The sequence below is a fragment of the Cellulomonas sp. WB94 genome (genome assembly GCF_003115775.1).
Taxonomy (GTDB): domain Bacteria; phylum Actinomycetota; class Actinomycetes; order Actinomycetales; family Cellulomonadaceae; genus Cellulomonas_A.
This window is the reverse complement of sequence record NZ_QEES01000007.1, coordinates 25,431-43,588: the sequence shown is the minus strand read 5'-3', so window position 1 is coordinate 43,588 and position 18,158 is coordinate 25,431. Positions and strand designations below refer to the sequence as shown.

General features: G+C 71.4%; 14 protein-coding genes. 9 read left to right on the top strand and 5 right to left on the bottom strand.

Annotated elements, in window-relative coordinates; genetic code table 11:
- The first annotated feature begins 16 nt into the window (after positions 1-16).
- From yajC to DDP54_RS17345, 5 genes are all read left to right on the top strand, one after another.
- Entirely contained in the window at positions 17-418 is a 402-nt protein-coding gene (yajC, locus tag DDP54_RS17365) for a preprotein translocase subunit YajC (protein ID WP_242448578.1), read from the top strand.
- 84 nt (positions 419-502) lie between these two features.
- The gene (gene secD, locus DDP54_RS17360) at positions 503-2,401 is read left to right on the top strand and encodes a protein translocase subunit SecD (RefSeq protein ID WP_109133250.1); all 1,899 of its coding nucleotides are present in this window, start codon (positions 503-505) and stop codon (positions 2,399-2,401) included.
- Positions 2,401-3,483, top strand: a complete 1,083-nt coding sequence (secF, locus tag DDP54_RS17355) for a protein translocase subunit SecF (RefSeq protein WP_109133249.1) — start codon at positions 2,401-2,403, stop codon at positions 3,481-3,483. The genes secD and secF overlap by 1 nt, the downstream gene beginning before the upstream one ends.
- A gap of 47 nt (positions 3,484-3,530) precedes the next feature.
- The gene (locus DDP54_RS17350) at positions 3,531-4,064 is read left to right on the top strand and encodes an adenine phosphoribosyltransferase (RefSeq protein ID WP_109133337.1); all 534 of its coding nucleotides are present in this window, start codon (positions 3,531-3,533) and stop codon (positions 4,062-4,064) included.
- Positions 4,065-4,177: 113 nt separating this feature from the next.
- Positions 4,178-6,511, top strand: coding sequence for a bifunctional (p)ppGpp synthetase/guanosine-3',5'-bis(diphosphate) 3'-pyrophosphohydrolase (locus DDP54_RS17345; protein WP_109133248.1), 2,334 nt, complete (start codon positions 4,178-4,180; stop codon positions 6,509-6,511).
- Here the strand turns inward: DDP54_RS17345 and DDP54_RS17340 are convergent.
- The 3 genes from DDP54_RS17340 to DDP54_RS17330 form a co-directional block, all read right to left on the bottom strand.
- Complete coding sequence (locus DDP54_RS17340) at positions 6,460-7,101, bottom strand: hypothetical protein (RefSeq protein WP_146192470.1); 642 nt, start codon at positions 7,099-7,101, stop codon at positions 6,460-6,462. The genes DDP54_RS17345 and DDP54_RS17340 overlap by 52 nt on opposite strands.
- 101 nt (positions 7,102-7,202) lie before the next feature.
- On the bottom strand, positions 7,203-8,903 hold the full coding sequence (locus DDP54_RS17335) for a DUF349 domain-containing protein (RefSeq protein ID WP_242448588.1): 1,701 nt from the start codon (positions 8,901-8,903) through the stop codon (positions 7,203-7,205).
- Positions 8,827-9,795, bottom strand: a complete 969-nt coding sequence (locus DDP54_RS17330; RefSeq protein ID WP_347338545.1) for a peptidylprolyl isomerase — start codon at positions 9,793-9,795, stop codon at positions 8,827-8,829. The genes DDP54_RS17335 and DDP54_RS17330 overlap by 77 nt, the downstream gene beginning before the upstream one ends.
- Before the next feature lie 176 nt (positions 9,796-9,971).
- Between DDP54_RS17330 and DDP54_RS17325 the strand changes: the two genes are divergently transcribed.
- The 3 genes from DDP54_RS17325 to aspS all read left to right on the top strand — a co-directional run bounded on the left by DDP54_RS17325 (position 9,972) and on the right by aspS (position 13,949).
- Entirely contained in the window at positions 9,972-10,688 is a 717-nt protein-coding gene (locus DDP54_RS17325) for an MBL fold metallo-hydrolase (RefSeq protein ID WP_109133246.1), read from the top strand.
- A 30-nt stretch (positions 10,689-10,718) separates the two neighbouring features.
- Positions 10,719-12,098 carry a histidine--tRNA ligase gene (hisS, locus tag DDP54_RS17320; protein WP_109133245.1) on the top strand — a complete coding sequence of 460 codons (1,380 nt, stop codon included), beginning with the start codon at positions 10,719-10,721 and terminating at the stop codon, positions 12,096-12,098.
- Between the two features lie 75 nt (positions 12,099-12,173).
- On the top strand, positions 12,174-13,949 hold the full coding sequence (gene aspS, locus DDP54_RS17315) for an aspartate--tRNA ligase (protein ID WP_109133244.1): 1,776 nt from the start codon (positions 12,174-12,176) through the stop codon (positions 13,947-13,949).
- A gap of 25 nt (positions 13,950-13,974) precedes the next feature.
- Here the strand turns inward: aspS and DDP54_RS17310 are convergent, their stop codons facing one another.
- Positions 13,975-14,322 (bottom strand): hypothetical protein, encoded by a 348-nt coding sequence (locus tag DDP54_RS17310; protein WP_109133243.1) that lies wholly within the window; start codon positions 14,320-14,322, stop codon positions 13,975-13,977.
- A 14-nt stretch (positions 14,323-14,336) separates the two neighbouring features.
- Positions 14,337-16,571, bottom strand: coding sequence for an MMPL family transporter (locus tag DDP54_RS17305; RefSeq protein WP_347338544.1), 2,235 nt, complete (start codon positions 16,569-16,571; stop codon positions 14,337-14,339).
- A gap of 84 nt (positions 16,572-16,655) precedes the next feature.
- Between DDP54_RS17305 and DDP54_RS17300 the strand changes: the two genes are divergently transcribed.
- Entirely contained in the window at positions 16,656-18,062 is a 1,407-nt protein-coding gene (locus DDP54_RS17300) for a replication-associated recombination protein A (protein ID WP_109133242.1), read from the top strand.
- The last annotated feature ends 96 nt before the right edge of the window (positions 18,063-18,158 follow it).

Below are 18,158 nucleotides of genomic sequence, written 5' to 3'. Positions count from 1 at the left end.
CCGGAGACCCACGCTCGTGGACAACGCACCCTTTCTCGTCATCATCCTGATCGCCTTCGGCGCGATGTGGCTCATGTCGAGCCGCACCCGCAAGCAGCAGCGTGCGGCCGCGGACTTCCGCTCGCACCTCGCGCCCGGCCAGGAGGTCATGACCGGCAGCGGGATGTTCGGCACGGTGGTTGCTGTCGACGACGACGTCATCACGATCGAGTCCACCCCGGGCAGCCAGACCCGGTGGCTCCGTGCGGCGATCGCCAAGGTCATCGAGCCGCCGGTCGACGCAGACGAGGACGACGCAGACAAGGACGACGCAGCGGACGACGACGTGGATGGTGCGGACGACACCGTCGTCGACGTCCCCGACGACCTGTCCTCTCTCCCTCCTGCACGCGGTGACGAGGACCCCGAGAAGAAGTAGCCGGCAGGGTCCGCCGCCGTTGGCGGACCACAACCCCACCGTCGGCATCGCGCCGACGGTGCGCGCACGAGAGAAGACACTCCGTTGGCCCAGCCCACCCGCCGCGAGCGGCCCGTACGCACGCTCGTCACCCTCGGCGTGCTCATCGTCGCCCTGTTCGGCGCACTGATCTCCGGCTCGCACTGGTCGACTGCGACGCTGACCCCGAAGCTCGCCCTGGACCTCGAGGGCGGCACGCAGATCATCCTGACGCCGGTCGCCGAGAACCAGGCAGCCATCACCGACGCGACGATCACCCAGGCGATCGATGTGATCCGCCAGCGCGTCGACTCCTCGGGTGTCGCCGAGGCGGAGATCACCAGCCAGGGCGGCCGCAACATCGTGGTTGCGCTCCCGGGGACCCCGAGCGAGGAGACGCTCAACCTCGTGCGGACCTCGGCGCAGATGGAGTTCCGACCGGTCCTCGGGATCTCGGCTCCCACGCCGACCGACACCTCGACGGCCACCGCGACGCCGACGGACGCCGCGACTCCCGCGGCCGATGCTGCTGCGACCCCGACCCCGAGCGCCACGGCGACCGCTGCCCCGTCGGACACCCCGACCAAGGCGGCCCCGGACAACCCCAGCGACACGGCGTACTACATCACGCCCAAGGTCGAGGCGGACTTCCTCGCGCTCGACTGCACGAACAAGGCGAACCAGACCGGCGGGAAGCTCTCGGCCGCCGACAAGGCCCTCGTCGCGTGCGACCCCACGGGTTCCGCCAAGTACCTGCTCGGGCCGGTGGAGATCCAGGGCAAGGAGATCTCGTCTGCGTCCTCGGGCCTCGGTGTCGGAGCGAACGGGACGTCCACGGGCAAGTGGGTCGTCAACATCCAGTTCACGGGCACGGGTGGCAGCGAGTTCCGCGTCACGACGACTCGTCTGCAGGGCCTGACCTCCCCGCAGAACCAGTTCGCCATGGTTCTCGACGGTCTCGTGATCTCAGCCCCGTCGCTCGCCCCCGGCGTCATCATCACGGACGGCAAGGCGGAGATCTCCGGCTCGTTCACCCGCCTGACGGCCGCGACGCTCGCCAACCAGCTCAACTTCGGCGCACTGCCCCTGACGTTCACCGTGCAGAGCGAGCAGACCATCTCGGCGTCGCTCGGTTCCGAGCAGCTGGAGAAGGGCATCATCGCCGGCCTGATCGGCCTGCTGCTCGTCGTGGTCTACTCGCTGCTCCAGTACAGGACGCTGGGCCTCGTGACGGTCGCCTCGCTCGTCATCGCCGGGCTGATCACCTACGGGGTCATCACGGTGCTGTCGTGGACGCAGGGCTACCGGCTGTCGCTCCCGGGTGTGACGGGGTTGATCGTCGCGATCGGTATCACGGCCGACTCGTTCATCGTCTACTTCGAGCGCGTCCGTGACGAGCTGCGCGAGGGTCGCACGCTCCCCGCCGCGATCGAGAAGGGCTGGGAACGGGCCCGCCGCACGATCCTTGCGTCCGACGCGGTGAACTTCCTCGCCGCGGTGGTCCTGTACTTCCTCGCCGTCGGCGGGGTCCGCGGGTTCGCCTTCACCCTCGGCCTGACGACGATCATCGACCTCGTCGTCGTCTTCTGCTTCACGCACCCGATGCTCGCCGTGCTCGCCAAGACGGAGTTCTTCGGGCACGGGCACCCGGCGTCAGGGCTCGACCCGCGCCGGCTGGGCGCGCCCCAGACGCCTCGGTACGCCGGTCGCGGTCGCATCGTGACGGGGCAGCCCGCGGTTGCACCCGACCGCCTTGCAGTCCCTGGCGAGAAGGTGCCGGCCGTCGCTACCGTCGGGTCGCCCTCCGGCCACCAGACCATCGCCGAGCGGCGCGCGGCCGCGCGGGCGGCGGCCGCGAGCTCCGCGCCCCCTGCTGAGGGCACCGAGCCGTTGCCGCCGGACACGACGAGCACCGCCGCCGAGGCGGAGCCCACGTCCGGTCGTACCGAAGGGAACGAGCTCTGATGGCCGTTGGATTCGCCCAGTGGGGCAATGACCTCTACACGGGCCGCCGGTCCTACGACATCGTCGGACGCAAGCGCCTCTGGTTCACGATCTCCTTCACCCTCGTCGCGATCTGCGCGATCCTGCTCGTCAAGCCGGGTCTGAACCCCGGCATCGAGTTCCGCGGCGGCTCGGAGTTCGTCATCTCCGGCGTCCCGACGAACGATCAGAAGCTCGCCGCCGACACCGTCGCGTCCTTCGCGCCCGAGGAGATCCCGCGAGTGTCGACGGTGGGTACCTCGTCGCTGCGGATCCAGACCGCGACCCTGAGCAACACCGAGGTCGAGAAGGCGGCAGCGGCACTCGCCGTCGCCTACGACGTCCCCGTCACGCAGGTGACGAGCAACTTCGTCGGCCCGTCGTGGGGCCAGGACGTCTCGTCGAAGGCGATTCGCGGACTGATCGTGTTCCTCGTCCTCGTGACGCTGGTCCTGACGATCTACTTCCGGAACTGGCGCATGGCGGTGGCGGCGCTGCTCGCGCTCTTCCATGACCTGATCATCACCGTGGGCATCTATGCAGCGGTCGGGTGGGAGGTCACGCCGGCAACGGTCATCGGCTTCCTGACGATCCTCGGGTACTCGATCTACGACACCGTCGTGGTCTTCGACAAGGTGCGCGAGAACACCACCGGGGTCCTCGACCAGTCGCGGTTCACCTACGCCGAGAAGGCGAACCTGGCCGTCAACCAGACCCTCGTGAGGTCGATCAACACCTCGGTCGTGGCGCTTCTGCCGGTCAGCGGGATCCTGTTCATCGGGGCGTTCGTGCTCGGCGCCGGGACGCTGCGGGACATCGCGCTCGCCCTGTTCGTCGGCATGGCGATCGGCGCCTTCTCCTCGATCTTCCTCGCGACCCCGTTCGAGGTCCTCCTGCGTGAGCGCGAGCCGAAGCTGCACGAGCACACCGCGAAGGTCCTGGCCAACCGTGCGAAGGACGGTTCCGGCGAGCAGGTCGGGGCTGCGGCCGTCGGACGGGCCACCGCCCAGCTGCGCCCCGGGTCGCACCAGGGCAACGCCGCACAGCCGCGACGCCGCAAGTGACCGCGTCGACGGACGTGAACCCGCGCTCGGGCTCGATCGGCGACCGTCTGACGGGCGACGCGCTCGTCGCGCGGCTGCACGAGCTCATCCGTGACGTCCCCGACTTCCCGCGCCCCGGCGTGGGGTTCAAGGACATCACCCCGCTGCTGGCGGACGCCGAGGCGTTCGCCGCCGTCGTGGCGGAGCTCGCTGCTCGCGTGGACGGTCCTGTGGATCTGGTGGCCGGGACGGAGGCGCGGGGGTTCATCCTCGCGGCACCCGTCGCGATCGCGCTCGGCGCGGGCTTCGTGCCGGTCCGCAAGGCGGGCAAGCTGCCCGGCCCGACGGCTTCGCAGCAGTACGAGCTGGAGTACGGCCACGCAACGGTCGAGGTGCACCCCTTCACGGTGCCCCGCGGGTCGCGCGTGCTGATCGTCGACGACGTGCTGGCCACCGGCGGCACGGCGGGCGCCACGATCCGGCTCTTCGAGGAGTGCGGCGCCACCGTCGTCGGACTGTCCTTCCTGGTCGACCTGAGGTTCCTGGGCGGGCGCGCCTCGCTCGAGGGCCACCGGGTGGAGACCCTGCTTGACGTGCTCTAGAGAGCCGCGGACGTAGACTTTCCCGATCGGGTCGGTGGAGACCCACCGCGGCGACGTGCACCTGTGCATCGCGCGCTGCGGCATCCGACGGTCGACGCTGGGAGGTCCGTGCCATGACTGACGACGTGCGCGCGGCCGAGTCCGACGTCCAGACCGGATCGACGGAGGCAGTGCCGAGCGGGTCGGCGAACCGGGTGCGCTCCCGCCTGGCGCGCTTCGGCTCACGTGGCGCCGCGACCTCGCCTGCGCTCGAACCCCTGCTGCTGGCGATCCACTCGAACCATCCGAAGGCCGACCTGTCGGTCGTCGAGCAGGCCTACGTCGTGGCCGAACGCGCGCACCGGGGTCAGCTGCGCAAGAGCGGCGACCCGTACATCACGCATCCGGTCGCCGTGGCGACGATCCTCGCCGAGCTGGGGATGACCCCGCCGACGCTGGCTGCGGCCCTGCTCCACGACACGGTCGAGGACACGGACTACTCCCTCGAGCAGCTGCGCGCGGACTTCGGTCCCGAGATCGCGATGCTCGTCGACGGCGTGACCAAGCTCGACAAGGTCCAGTTCGGCGAGGCAGCGCAGGCGGAGACCGTCCGCAAGATGGTCGTCGCGATGTCCCGCGACATCCGGGTGCTGGTCATCAAGCTCGCCGACCGCCTGCACAACGCCCGGACGTGGAAGTTCGTGGCGTCCGCGTCCGCGGAGAAGAAGGCCCGCGAGACGCTCGAGATCTACGCGCCGCTGGCGCACCGGCTCGGCATGAACACGATCAAGTGGGAGCTCGAGGACCTGTCCTTCGCGACCCTGTACCCCAAGGTGTACGAGGAGATCGTGCACCTCGTGAGCGAGCGGGCGCCCGCCCGTGAGGAGTACCTCGCGGTCGTTCGCGACCAGGTCAGCGCCGACCTGAGGGCAGCGAAGATCAAGGCGACGGTGACCGGCCGGCCCAAGCACTACTACTCGATCTACCAGAAGATGATCGTGCGCGGCCGCGACTTCACGGACATCTACGACCTCGTCGGCGTGCGTGTCCTCGTGGACTCGGTGCGGGACTGCTACGCGGTGCTCGGTGCGCTGCACGCGCGCTGGAACCCGGTGCCCGGCCGGTTCAAGGACTACATCGCGATGCCGAAGTTCAACCTCTACCAGTCGCTGCACACGACGGTGATCGGCCCCGGCGGCAAGCCCGTCGAGATCCAGATCCGCACCCACGACATGCACCGCCGCGCCGAGTACGGCGTCGCCGCGCACTGGAAGTACAAGGAGAACGCGAAGCTCGGCCCGACGACGACGGACTCGAGCGGCAACGACATGACCTGGCTCCGCCAGCTCGTGGACTGGCAGAAGGAGACCGCCGACCCGAGCGAGTTCCTCGACTCGTTGCGCTTCGAGATCGCCGGCGCCGAGGTGTACGTGTTCACCCCCAAGGGCGACGTCATGGCGCTGCCGGCGGGCTCGACCCCGGTCGACTTCGCGTACGCGGTCCACACCGAGGTCGGCCACCGCACGATGGGGGCACGCGTCAACGGCCGCCTCGTGCCGCTCGACTCGACGCTCGAGAACGGCGACGTCGTCGACGTCTTCACGTCGAAGTCGGAGACTGCCGGTCCGAGCCGTGACTGGATGGGCTTCGTCAAGAGCCCTCGGGCACGCAACAAGATCCGTCAGTGGTTCTCCAAGGAGCGCCGCGAAGAGGCCATCGAGCACGGCAAGGACGCCATCGCGAAGGCGATGCGCAAGCAGAACCTGCCGATCCAGCGCCTGCTGTCCCACGAGGCGCTCGTGGCGCTCGCGCACGAGATGCGCCACGCCGACGTCTCGTCGCTGTACGCCGCGATCGGTGAGGGACAGGTGTCGGCGGCGACCGTCGTCCAACGGCTCGTGCACTCGATGGGCGGCGAGCCCGGCGCCGAGGAGGACCTCGCCGAGACGACGCTCCCCGGAGTCAGCGGCCGGCGGGTCCGCACCGGGGACTCGGGGGTCGTCGTCAAGGGCGTCGAGGACGTGTGGGTCAAGCTCGCCAAGTGCTGCACCCCGGTCCCCGGCGACGAGATCGTCGGGTTCGTGACCCGGGGGGCCGGTGTCAGCGTGCACCGGACCGACTGCGTGAACGTGGGCGCCCTGCGGGCCGAGCCCGAGCGGATCGTCGAGGTCGAGTGGACCCAGGGCGGCAGCGGCCTGTTCCTCGTGCAGATCCAGGTCGAGGCGCTCGACCGGAGCCGGTTGCTGTCGGACGTGACGAGGGTCCTCTCGGACCACCACGTGAACATCCTCTCGGCGTCGGTCTCGACGTCACGCGACCGCGTGGCGCTGTCCCGCTTCGTGTTCGAGATGGCCGAGCCGTCGCACCTCGCGTCGGTGCTCGCGGCGGTCCGGAAGGTTGAGGGCGTCTTCGACGTCTACCGGCTCACGGGGGCCAAGGCCGCCGAGCACCCGGTGATCCGGGCCTGATCCATCCGGGCCGCGAGGTCTTGGCTGCTCGCGATGCGGGCCAACGTGTCGCGGGCGTTCCGGACACCCGCGTACCCGCCGAGCGTGTCGAGCGAGCGCAGCGCCGCGGCGGCGTCGAAGCCCGCGTCGCACAGCGGCTCGAGCAGGCGCAGCGCCTCGTCAGCAGGGAACCAGCGCGCCAGGTCCACGCCGGTGCGCTGGACCGCAGTGGCCCGGAGGGCGCCCAGCGCCACCACATCGTCGTCGGTGAGCTCGCACTCGTGCGTCGTCCGGCCCGGATGGGGATCGGGGCGACGGACGCGGGGGCCCACGAGCACAGCGACCCGTAAGGGCTCGTGGGCGCCGGTGTGGACCCACAGGGCCGCCTGGCGCCCCACGACGCACCGAGCCGGCACCAGCTCGGCCAGCGAGGCGAGCCGGAGCTCCGGAGTGGCCACGACGTCGGCCGGGATCGTCAGGTCCGCGCGGATCAGGCGGGTGATCCCGTCCCGGATCATCGCCCGGTGGGCGACAGGGCCGAGAAGCTCCGGGAGAAGCCGGTCAGGTGGTTCGGGATTCGTCGGGCGTGGCAGCCACGGGCGTGCGCGCATCCGCCCAGCATCGCGTCGGCAGAGCCGTCGTGCGGGGCCCGGCGTAGATCTGTGGACAGCTGCGCCCCCGACGCCGCAGCGCCGGGGGCACGAACCGTCGATCAGCCGCGCGCGTCCTGAGCGGCTCGCTGGACCTGCTCGAGCCAGGACCGGCGGGCATCGAGCGCAGCCTGGGCCTCGGCGACCCTGCGTGCGTCGCCCTTGGCCTCAGCCGCGGCGAGGTCGGCCTCGAGACCCGCGATGGCACTCTCGAGCTGTGCCGCCGCGCCCTCGGCGCGGGCTCGCGTCTCCGGGTTGCTCCGCTGCCACACGGCCTGATCGGCGTCGCGGACAGCGGTCTCGACTGCACGGAGCCGGGCCTCGATCCGCTGGACGTCGGCGCGGGGCACCTTGCCCGCCGACTCCCACCGGTCCTGCAGCGTGCGCAGCGCCGCCTTGGCCGCGTTGATGTCCTTGACGGGGACAAGTCGCTCGGCCTCGGTCAGCAGCGCTTCCTTGAGCTCGAGGTTCGCGCGGTACTCGTCGTCGGTGGAGGCGGCGGCCGCGTCGCGGGCCGCGAAGAACGCGTCCTGAGCGGCACGGAACCTCGCCCACAGCGCGTCGTCGTCGGACCTGCTCGCGCGCCCCGACGCCTTCCAGCGAGCCATCAGGTCGCGGTAGACACCGGCTGTGGTTCCCCAGTCGGTGCTGGTCGCGAGACTCTCGGCCTCACGTACCAGGTCCTCCTTGGCGGCCTTCGCCCCGGCGTTGCGCGACTCGAGCTCGGCGAAGAAGTGGCGACGTTCCCGATCGAACGTGGTGCGGGCGTGACTGAAGCGCTTCCAGAGCGACTCCTCGGAAGCGCGGTCGAGGCGCGGTCCGCTGCGCTGCGCCTCCTTCCACTGATCGAGGAGCACCCGCAGCTGTTCGCCGGCCGGCCGCCACTGGATCCGCTCCGGGTCGGTGCCGGCGATCTTCTCGGCCTGCTCGACGATCTGGGTGCGTTCGGCCAGCACGATCGCCCGAGCTGCTGCCCGCTCGGCCTCGGCGGCCGCTCGGCGCTCGGCAGCGATCGGGCGCAAGGCGTCGAGCCGGGCACGAAGCTCGTCGAGGTCCCCGACGGCGGCGGGCTCGGCGAGCTCCTCGGCGAGCTTCGCAAGGGTCTGGTCGATCTCCTTGACCGCGAGGTCCGTCGCTGTCAGGCGGGTCTCGAAGAGCACGACCTTGGCCTTCAGGTCGAGGAACCGTCGGACGTAGAGGCCCAGGGCGTCCTCGGCGCTCGCGCCGGGGAACTGACCGACCGTGCGCTCGCCGGCGGCCTCGCGGACCCACACCGTGCTGTCGTCGTCGACCCGCCCGAAGGCGGCTGCGGCAGCACCTTCGACCGCGTCGATCGGCGGTGCGACCGGCGCAGCGGGGGCTGCGGGGGAGTCGCCGCGCTGACCGGCGGGGGGGACAGGGTGGACGGGCGGACGCGGCATCGGTCGAGGCACGGGACGCGGCACCGGTCGCGGGCTCGGGGGCGTCTCCGACGTGGCGGCCACGGGCTCGTCTGCGGCCTCAGGCTCGGCCGTCGCCGGCGCGGGCTCCTCGTCGACTGCGGGCTCCTCGTCGACCGCGGGCTCCGTGGCGACCGCGGGCTCCTCAGCGACTACAGGCTCTGCGGCGACCGCAGGCTCCTCAGCGACCGCGGGCTCCTCAGCGACTGCAGGCTCCTCGGCGACCACTGCCTCCTGAGCGGCCGGCTCAGGCACCTCCTGAGGAGTGGCGATCTCGACTGCGGACCCCTGGTCGGCCTCGTTCGGCGCCGAATCCTCCGCCACGGTCACCTCGTCCGCGGAGTCGACCGCAGAGTCGGTCGACGACGTCACGTCGTCGGGACCTGCAGCAGACGGTGCGGGGACCTCGTCGGGCTCGTGCTGCGTCGCAGCCGGCTTCTCGGTCACTGGGTCTCCACTCCCTCGATGGTGACGCGGGTGGTGGGCGCACCGTTGGTGCCGCCCCCCGTGACTCCCGCGTCAGCGATTGCCTGCACCACGTCCAGTCCGGACGTGATGTGGCCGAAAATCGTGTATCCCCCGCGGAGTCCGCCGGGATGGTCGTGTCCTGGTAGACCAGGAAGAACTGGCTGCCCATCGAGGATCCGTCGTTCGACTGACGGGCCATGGCGATCGTGCCGGCCGGGTAGACCCCGTCGGCCGGGGCGTTCTCGATGGGGCCCCACGCGTAGCCCGGGCCACCGGTCCCGTCCGACGTGCTGTCGCCGGTCGCGGTCGGGTCGCCGCACTGGAGCACGTGGATGCTCAGCGCGAGCCGGTGGCACACGGTGCCGTTGAAGAAGCCGTCCTGGGCAAGGGTCACGAAGTTGGCGACCGCCTGCGGTGCCGCTGCACCGTCGAGCTCGATGGCGACCGCGCCACCGTTGAGCGTGAGCGTCCCGGTCCAGGTGCGGGCACCGGCGATGCTGGCGTCGGGCAGGGTGCGCGTGGAGGACGGCGATGCCGACGCCGAGCCGGTGGCGGACGGGGCGGCGCTCGGCTGGTCGTTCGTGACGGCGACGGCCACGCCGACGCCCACAGCCACCAGCAGGACGCCGAGGAGGGAGCCGACGATGACCTGCAGACGGCGGCGACGTGCCTTGTGCTCGGCCTGACGCTGCTGCCACTTCTCGTACCGGCGGCGCTCGTACTCGCGCTCGCGCTTGCTCGACGACACGCATGCTCCTCGACGACGGGCGAGCGGCGAGACTCTGGCCTGCCGCGACGCACTCCTGGACCCCGACAGTCTAGGCAGCCATGACCAGCTGATCGCCACCGCGGCCCGCGTCGAGGTCACGGTCTGGTCTCGACCGGTGGCGCCCGGGCCTCGGCCGTGGTCGGTAGCGTGGCTGCATGGAGCTCCTCACCGTGGTCGCACCCGTGTTCGGCACGAACTGCTACGTGATCGTCGCCGACGACAGCACGTGCGTCATCGTCGACGCCGGCGCAGGGGTCGCACCGGGCGTGCGCCGCCTCGTGGCCGAGCGGGGCCTGACGCCCGTCGCTGTCCTGGCCACGCACGGGCACGCCGACCACACGTGGGACGGTGGCGAGCTCACCTCGGCGTTCGACGTCCCGTTCGTCCTCCACACCGCGGATGCCTACCGCCTGGCGGACCCGTTCGGCACGCTCGGTCCGCTGGGGGCGACCCATGACGAGAATGGGCCGCTCGCCCGCGCCCTGGTCGGCATCGGCGCGGCCCCCGCCACGTACCGCGCGCCCGGCCGGGTCGAGCCGTTCGGCAGCGAGCCCGGCGCGGACGGCCGCACGGCCGACGTCGAGCTCCAGCTCGGCGGCGTACGACTCGTCGCCCGCCACGCGCCCGGCCACACCGAGGGATCGACGCTCTACCTCCTCGACAGCGAGCCGGCGGTCGCGCTCACCGGCGACGTGCTCTTCGCAGGGTCGATCGGTCGCTCCGACCTGCCCGGGGGTGATGCGGCCGTCATGTCCGTCACGCTCCGTGACGTGGTGCGCCATCTCGACCCGCAGACGCTCGTGCTGCCCGGGCACGGGCCGTCGTCCCGGCTCGGCGACGAGCTGCGTGCCAACCCGTACCTGCGCGGGTAGGTCCCCGGGCACCTGGCAGGATGGGGCACCATGGCCCGACCGACCCCTCTGTCCGGATTCCCTGAGTGGCTGCCCGACGGGCGCATCGTCGAGCAGCACGTCCTCGACGTGCTGCGCCGCACCTTCGAGCTCCACGGCTTCGCCGGGATCGAGACGCGTGCGGTCGAGCCGCTCGACCAGCTGCTCCGCAAGGGCGAGACCTCCAAGGAGGTGTACGTCCTGCGCCGTCTCCAGGAGGAGACGGACACGTCGGGGGACGACCGCGCCGGTCAGCTCGGACTGCACTTCGACCTGACGGTGCCCTTCGCGCGGTACGTGCTCGAGAACGCCGGCCACCTCGCGTTCCCGTTCCGCCGCTACCAGATCCAGAAGGTGTGGCGCGGCGAGCGGCCCCAGGACGGGCGCTTCCGCGAGTTCGTGCAGGCGGACATCGACGTGGTCGCCGCGGGGGAGCTCGCGTACCACTACGAGGTCGAGCTGCCGCTCGTCATGGCTGAGGCGCTGGGCGCCCTCGGGTCCATCGGCGTCCCGGCCGTGCGCATCCTCGTCAACAACCGCAAGGTCGCCGAGGGCTTTTACCGCGGCCTCGGGCTTGACGACGTCGACGGGGTGCTGCGCAGCATCGACAAGCTCGACAAGATCGGCGCCGGCGCGGTCGCCGCACTTCTCGTGGCCGAGACCGGCGCGACGGCGGCGCAGGCCGACGCGTGCCTCGCCCTCGCAGCGATCTCGGGGGACGACGACGGCGTCATCGCGCGGGTCCGTGAGCTCGCGACCGCGCACGCCGTGACCTCGGAGCTGCTCGAGGAGGGGCTGGGCGAGCTCGGAGCCCTCCTGCGGGCCGCCGCGACCCGCGCGCCCGGTGTCGTCGTGGCCGACCTGAAGATCGCCCGCGGGCTCGACTACTACACGGGTTCGGTCTACGAGACGCTGCTCGTCGGGCACGAGCAGCTGGGCTCGATCTGCTCGGGCGGACGCTACGACACGCTCGCGTCGGACGGCACGACCACCTACCCCGGGGTCGGGCTGTCGATCGGCGTCTCCCGTCTCGTCTCGCGGCTCCTGGCGGGTGGGCTCGTGCGGGCCACCCGGTCGGTGCCGAGCGCGGTGCTGGTCGCGGTCACCTCCGAGGACCTGCGCCCGGCGTCGGACGCCGTGGCGAGCGCGTTGCGCGCCCGGGGGATCCCCGTGGAGGTCGCGCCCTCGGCGGCGAAGTTCGGCAAGCAGATCCGTCACGCCGACCGGCGCGGCATCCCGTTCGTGTGGTTCGTCGGCGCGCCCGACGAGGACGGCCTCCCGACACCCGACCAGGTCAAGGACATTCGCTCGGGCGACCAGCTGGCGGCCGACGCCGCGACGTGGGAGCCGTCGTCGGACGACTGGTGGCCCAGAGTCGTGCCCGCGACCTGATCGTCGCCGCCGTTGACTAAGATCTCCAGAGCGCCGGTCTCCGCGCGCCCCTGATCGTCCCGGAAGGACTGATTCGTGCTTCGCACCCATACGGCCGGCTCGCTGCGAGCCGAGCACATCGGCACCACCGTCACCCTCACGGGCTGGGTGGACCGGCGCCGGGATCACGGCGGGGTGGCGTTCATCGACCTCCGGGACGCGTCGGGGGTGGCCCAGGTCGTGATCCGCGACGAGTCCGTCGCGCACGGGCTGCGCAACGAGTACGTCCTGCAGGTGACCGGCACGGTCGGCGCCCGCCCGGAGGGCAACGAGAACGCGCATCTGGCCACCGGGGCGATCGAGATCGTCGCCGAGAAGGTCGTCGTGCTCAACGAGTCCGCCCCGCTGCCGTTCCAGGTGTCCTCGGCGCTCGACGAGACGGTCGGCGAGGAGGTCCGGCTGAAGTACCGGTACCTCGACCTGCGTCGTCCGGCACCCGCCCATGCGCTCCGCCTGCGCTCCAAGGTCAACCAGGCTGCGCGGCGCGTGCTCGACGCGCACGACTTCGTCGAGATCGAGACGCCGACCCTGACCCACTCGACCCCCGAGGGCGCCCGCGACTTCGTGGTGCCGGCCCGGCTGTCGCCCGGTTCCTGGTACGCGCTGCCGCAGTCGCCGCAGCTCTTCAAGCAGCTGCTCATGGTCGCCGGCATGGAGCGGTACTACCAGATCGCCCGTTGTTACCGCGACGAGGACTTCCGCGCCGACCGGCAGCCGGAGTTCACCCAGCTCGACGTCGAGATGAGCTTCGTCGAGCAGGACGACGTCATCGAGCTCGGCGAGGAGGTCCTCGTCGCGCTGTGGGACCTCATCGGCTACACGATCCCGACGCCCATCCCGCGCATGACGTTCGCCGACGCGATGGACCGCTTCGGCAGCGACAAGCCCGACCTCCGCTTCGGTCTCGAGCTCGTCGAGATGACCGAGTACTTCACCGACACCCCGTTCCGCGTGTTCCAGGCGCCGTACGTGGGCGCCGTCGTGCAGCCGGGTGGCGCGGCGACGCCCCGCCGCGGCTTCGACGCGTGGCAGGACTGGGCCAAGCAGCGCGGCGCCAAGGGGCTCGCGTACGTGACGGTCTCCGAGGACGGCGAGCTCGCAGGGCCGGTCGCGAAGAACCTCTCCGACGCCGAGCGCGCCGGGCTCGTCGCAGCCGTCGGCGCCAACCCCGGGGACGCTGTGTTCTTCGCCGCCGGCAAGCGCGCCGAGGCCCAGACGCTGCTCGGTGCGGCCCGGCTCGAGATCGGGCGGCGAGGCGGCCTCATCGACCCGGCCGCGTGGGCGTTCGTCTGGATCGTCGACGCACCGCTCTTCAAGCCCACGGGCGAGGACGACGACGTCTCGCTCGGCACCAGCGCCTGGACGGCTGTGCACCACGCGTTCACCTCGCCCACCCCGGAGTGGATCGACACGTTCGAGCAGAACCCCGGTGCTGCGCTCGCCTACGCCTACGACATCGTCTGCAACGGCAACGAGATCGGCGGCGGGTCGATCCGTATCCACCGCCGCGACGTCCAGGAGCGCGTCTTCGGGGTCATGGGCATCGACGAGGCCGAGGCCCAGGAGAAGTTCGGCTTCCTCCTCGACGCCTTCCAGTTCGGCGCGCCGCCGCACGGCGGGATCGCGCTCGGCTGGGACCGCGTCGTCGCGCTGCTGACGGGGTCCGAGTCCATCCGCGACGTCATCGCGTTCCCGAAGTCTGGCGGGGGCTACGACCCGCTGACCGGTGCCCCGGCGCCCATCACGCCCGAGCAGCGCCGCGACGCCGGTGTGGACGCGAAGCCGAAGGTCGTCGCGGTCGCTTCGGAGTAGTGCGCGCCCGTCGGGGCGGGCGGCCTCACCACCGTCGGGGAGGCCGCACCTCGCCCGTGAACGCCTGATGGCGACGGGGCTCGTCGTCGGTGGCGGCCGCACGGTCCACGAGCTCGCCGGAGTCGGGATCGAGCCGCAGCGTGACAGGGCGTGCCGCGAACGAGCGAGCCCACATGCCGCGCAGCACCGGCCACGCCGCTGCGCCGAGGGCGGCCAACGCGAGGAACGGGATCACGGCGAACGGACTGGCGCCGAGCCGTGCCATGCGGTAGCTCAGCCACACGCCGACGAGCAGGAACGATCCCGTCGCGATGCGGGCGCGCCACCGCAGACGCAGGTACGCGACGCGGTCGATCGGCGGTGGCGAGACCACGGTGGCGGATGCCGTCAGTGCGTGATCGCGAGGCGCGCGTACAGCCGACGCAGGAATGGCGGCGACCACCAGTTGCCACGCCCCAGGACGGTCATCGTGGCCGGGACGAGCAGCAGCCGGACGACCGTCGCGTCGATGAGGACCGCGACCGCCAGCGCGAAGCCGACCTCCTTGATGACCAGCAGCTTGCCGGCGACGAAGCCCGCGAAGACCACGATGATGATCGCTGCTGCGGACGTGATGATCCGTCCCGAGCGCTGGAGCCCGAGTCGCACCGCGTCGTCGTTCGAGAGGCCCGAGTCGTGCAGCTCCTTGATCCGCGACAGCAGGAACACCTCGTAGTCCATCGCCAGCCCGAACGCGAAGGCGATGACGAGGACGAGGACGTAGGTCTCGATGCCGCCCGTCGACACGAAGCCGAGCAGGCCGGACAGGTGAGCGTCCTGGAACACCCACACGAGGACCCCCAGCGAGGCAGCGATGGAGATCGCATTCGTCAGCAGCGCCTTGATGGGGATGACGACGGACCCGGTCATGAGGAACAGCAGGACGAGGGTCGCGAGCGCGACGATCGCGACGGCCCAGGGCACCCGCGACATCAGCGACGCCGTGAAGTCGAGCTGTCCGGCGGCCTGGCCGGTGACCCAGACGGGGAACGGCGCGTCGAGCGCGCGCACCTCGGTGACGACGTGCTCCGCCACGGCGCCGCCGGGATCGGTGTCGTCGGGCCGCACCCCGATGACCACGTGCGAGCCGGTCGGCGAGGGCGGGTCGACCGACACGACATCGGCGATGTCGCCGAGCCGGGCGGCCCATGCGGTCGCCGCCTCGAGGGACGTCTGCGCGACCACGATGACCGGCGCGGTCGTCGCCGCCGGGTACTCCCGGGCGAGGAGCTGGACGTAGTCACGCTGGTCGCTGCCGAGCGGCAGCAGCTGGGTCGTGGAGTTGCGCAGCTCGAGGTGGGTCAGCGGCACGGCGAGCACGCCGAGCAGCGCGAGCGCGCCGAGCATGACCCACCACGGGTGGCGCTGCACGCGCCCCGTGAGCCGGGAGAAGACGCCTTCCTCGGACTGCACGTCAGCGGTGCGCGCCAGCAGCGTGCGCAGACCGGGCACGCGTGAGATGAGGCCGGGTCGCACGAGCCGGCGTCCGAAGAGGACGAGCATCGCTGGCACGAGCGTGAGGGCCGTGGCCACCGCGACGACGATCACCGCGACACCCGCTGCGCTGACGGCGCGCAGGATCTGCGGACGGAAGACGAGCAGGCCGGCGATCGAGATCGCGACCGTCAGCGCGGAGAACGTGACGGTGCGCCCGGCCGTCGACATGGTGCGGACGAGGGCGGTCACGACAGCGCCGTCTCCTCGCCGTCGCCTGGCCGCGAGGCCCCCGTCGCCGTCGGTCAGATGGTGCAGCTCCTCGCGGAACCGGGACACGATGAGCAGGCCGTAGTCGATCGAGAGCCCCAGGCCGAGGATCGTCACCACGTTGACGACGGACGAGTCCAGGTCGATGACGTAGGACAGCCCGAGGAGTGCGCCCAGACCGCCCGCGATCGACGCGATCGCACCGACCATCGGCATCGACGCGGCCAGGAAGCCGCCGAAGACCATGATCATCACGAGCAGTGCTGCCGGCAGGGCGATCGTCTCGCCGGTGAGGAGGTCCTTCTCCACCTGGGAGGTGATGGCGTCGAAGATGAGCTTCGCGCCGCCGACCTGCCCGGTCGCCTCCGGGGCCACGGCACGCAGGTCGGACGGGACCTGGTTGAGCCGACGCTCGACCGCGCCCAGCGCAGTGGCCTCGGCGGACGAGCTGAGTCCGGGCGTCAGCTCGACGACGACGAGGAAGCCCTGCTTGTCCTGGGCGATGAGCGGCGCTGCTGCCGGGTTGGCCGCACCGCCGGGAAGGACGAGCGGGTCGATGACCGACGCGACCCCGCCGATCGCCATGAGGTCGGTGCGTGCCGCGGTCAGGGCGTCGCCCAGACCGGCGGTCGACGGGTCGACGTTCTGCACCGCGAGCGTGAGGGACGCACCGCTCGTGCTCGCGTCGCGCAGGATGCCGTTGGCGGTCGCGCTCTGCGAGCCAGGCACGGAAGGCTCCCCGGTCGACAACCGGTCGAACAGGTTCTCGCCCTGGACCCCGAACAGCGCAAGCCCGAACCCCAGCACGGTGATGACGAGCCACGCGAGAAGGGCGCGACGGGGATGATGGGCGACTGCGCGACCTAGGCTCTCGAACACGCTGATCAGCATCCCAGCACTCCGGGCCGCCGCGCACACCCAACGAGGGCGAAGAGTTCCCTGGGCGGTGCGTAGGCTCGACGCATGGACCTGTTCGACACCGTGAGCTCGACGGCGCAGGGGCTCCCAGTCGCGTCGGCTGGCTCGCCGCTCGCGGTCCGGATGCGCCCCAGGACTGTCGAGGAGGTCGCCGGGCAGGCGCACCTGCTGGTGCCAGGTTCCCCCCTGCGGCGACTCGTCGAGCCCGGCGATGCGAACGCGCGCCGGGCCGCCCCGACGTCGGTCGTCCTGTGGGGACCGCCGGGGACAGGAAAGACGACGCTCGCTTACCTCATCGCCGCGACGTCGGGGCGCCGGTTCGTCGAGCTGTCCGCCGTCACCGCCGGGGTCAAGGACGTCCGCGCGGTGATCGAGGACGCGCGTCGCAGGCTGGCGACCGATGGCGGCGAGACCGTCCTGTTCATCGACGAGGTGCACCGGTTCACCAAGGCCCAGCAGGACGCGCTGCTGCCGAGCGTCGAGAACCGGTGGGTGACCCTCGTGGCGGCGACGACCGAGAACCCGAGCTTCTCGGTCAACTCCCCGCTCCTGTCGCGGTCGCTGCTGCTGACGCTCCAGCCTCTCGGTGTCGAGGACGTGCGCCTGCTCGTGCGTCGGGCGATCGAGGACGAGCGCGGGTTCGGTGGCACCGTGGCGCTGACCGAGGACGCCGAGAAACACCTGCTGCGGCTGGCCGGGGGAGATGCGCGCAAGGCGCTGACGATCCTCGAGGCCGCGACGGGCGCCGCGCTGACCGGCCCGTTCGACGACGCGTCGGGCACGACCCCGGTGGTCATCGACCTGGAGACGGTGGAGCGCGCGATCGACGTGGCAGCCGTCCGGTACGACCGGGACGGCGACCAGCACTACGACGTCATCAGCGCGTTCATCAAGTCGATGCGCGGCTCCGACGTCGACGCCGCGCTGCACTACCTCGCGCGGATGGTCGCGGCGGGGGAGGACCCGCGGTTCATCGCGCGGCGCATCGTCATCGCGGCGGCCGAGGAGGTCGGGATGGCCGACCCGAGCGCGCTCCAGACAGCGGTCGCAGCGGCCCAGGCCGTGGCGCTCATCGGCATGCCGGAGGCGCGGATCATCCTGGCGGAGGCCGTCGTGCACGTGACGACCGCGCCGAAGTCGAACGCGTCCTACCGGGGGATCGACGCCGCGCTGGCCGACGTGCGCGCCGGTCGCATCGGCACCGTCCCGATGCACCTGCGTGACGCCCACTACGCCGGTGCACGCCCGCTGGGGCACGGTCAGGACTACCGGTACGCGCACGACGAGCCCCACGCGGTCGCCGCGCAGCAGTACCTGCCTGACGAGCTCGTCGGCACGCGCTACTACACGCCGTCGGACCGCGGCCACGAACGCCTCGTCGCGGAGCGGTTGGACCGCATCCGCGCGATCCTCTCCTCCGGCGATTCCCACACCCCGACCACGGAGCGCTGAGCGCACGAGCGGCGACCAAGGGCATCGCGCCGGCCCGGGTTCGGCCGACGCCCACGAGACGGTATGATCGGGAAGTTGCCTGGCGAGTGATGGGCG

What these genes read in the sequence shown, in the direction of transcription:
- hisS (WP_109133245.1), top strand. Translation starts at nt 10,719, where the DNA reads ATGGCCCGACCGACCCCTCTGTCCGGATTCCCTGAGTGGCTGCCCGAC.
- DDP54_RS17300 (WP_109133242.1), top strand. Translation starts at nt 16,656, where the DNA reads ATGGACCTGTTCGACACCGTGAGCTCGACGGCGCAGGGGCTCCCAGTC.
- secF (WP_109133249.1), top strand. Translation starts at nt 2,401, where the DNA reads ATGGCCGTTGGATTCGCCCAGTGGGGCAATGACCTCTACACGGGCCGC.
- DDP54_RS17325 (WP_109133246.1), top strand. Translation starts at nt 9,972, where the DNA reads ATGGAGCTCCTCACCGTGGTCGCACCCGTGTTCGGCACGAACTGCTAC.
- DDP54_RS17345 (WP_109133248.1), top strand. Translation starts at nt 4,178, where the DNA reads ATGACTGACGACGTGCGCGCGGCCGAGTCCGACGTCCAGACCGGATCG.
- DDP54_RS17340 (WP_146192470.1), bottom strand. Translation starts at nt 7,101, where the DNA reads ATGCGCGCACGCCCGTGGCTGCCACGCCCGACGAATCCCGAACCACCT.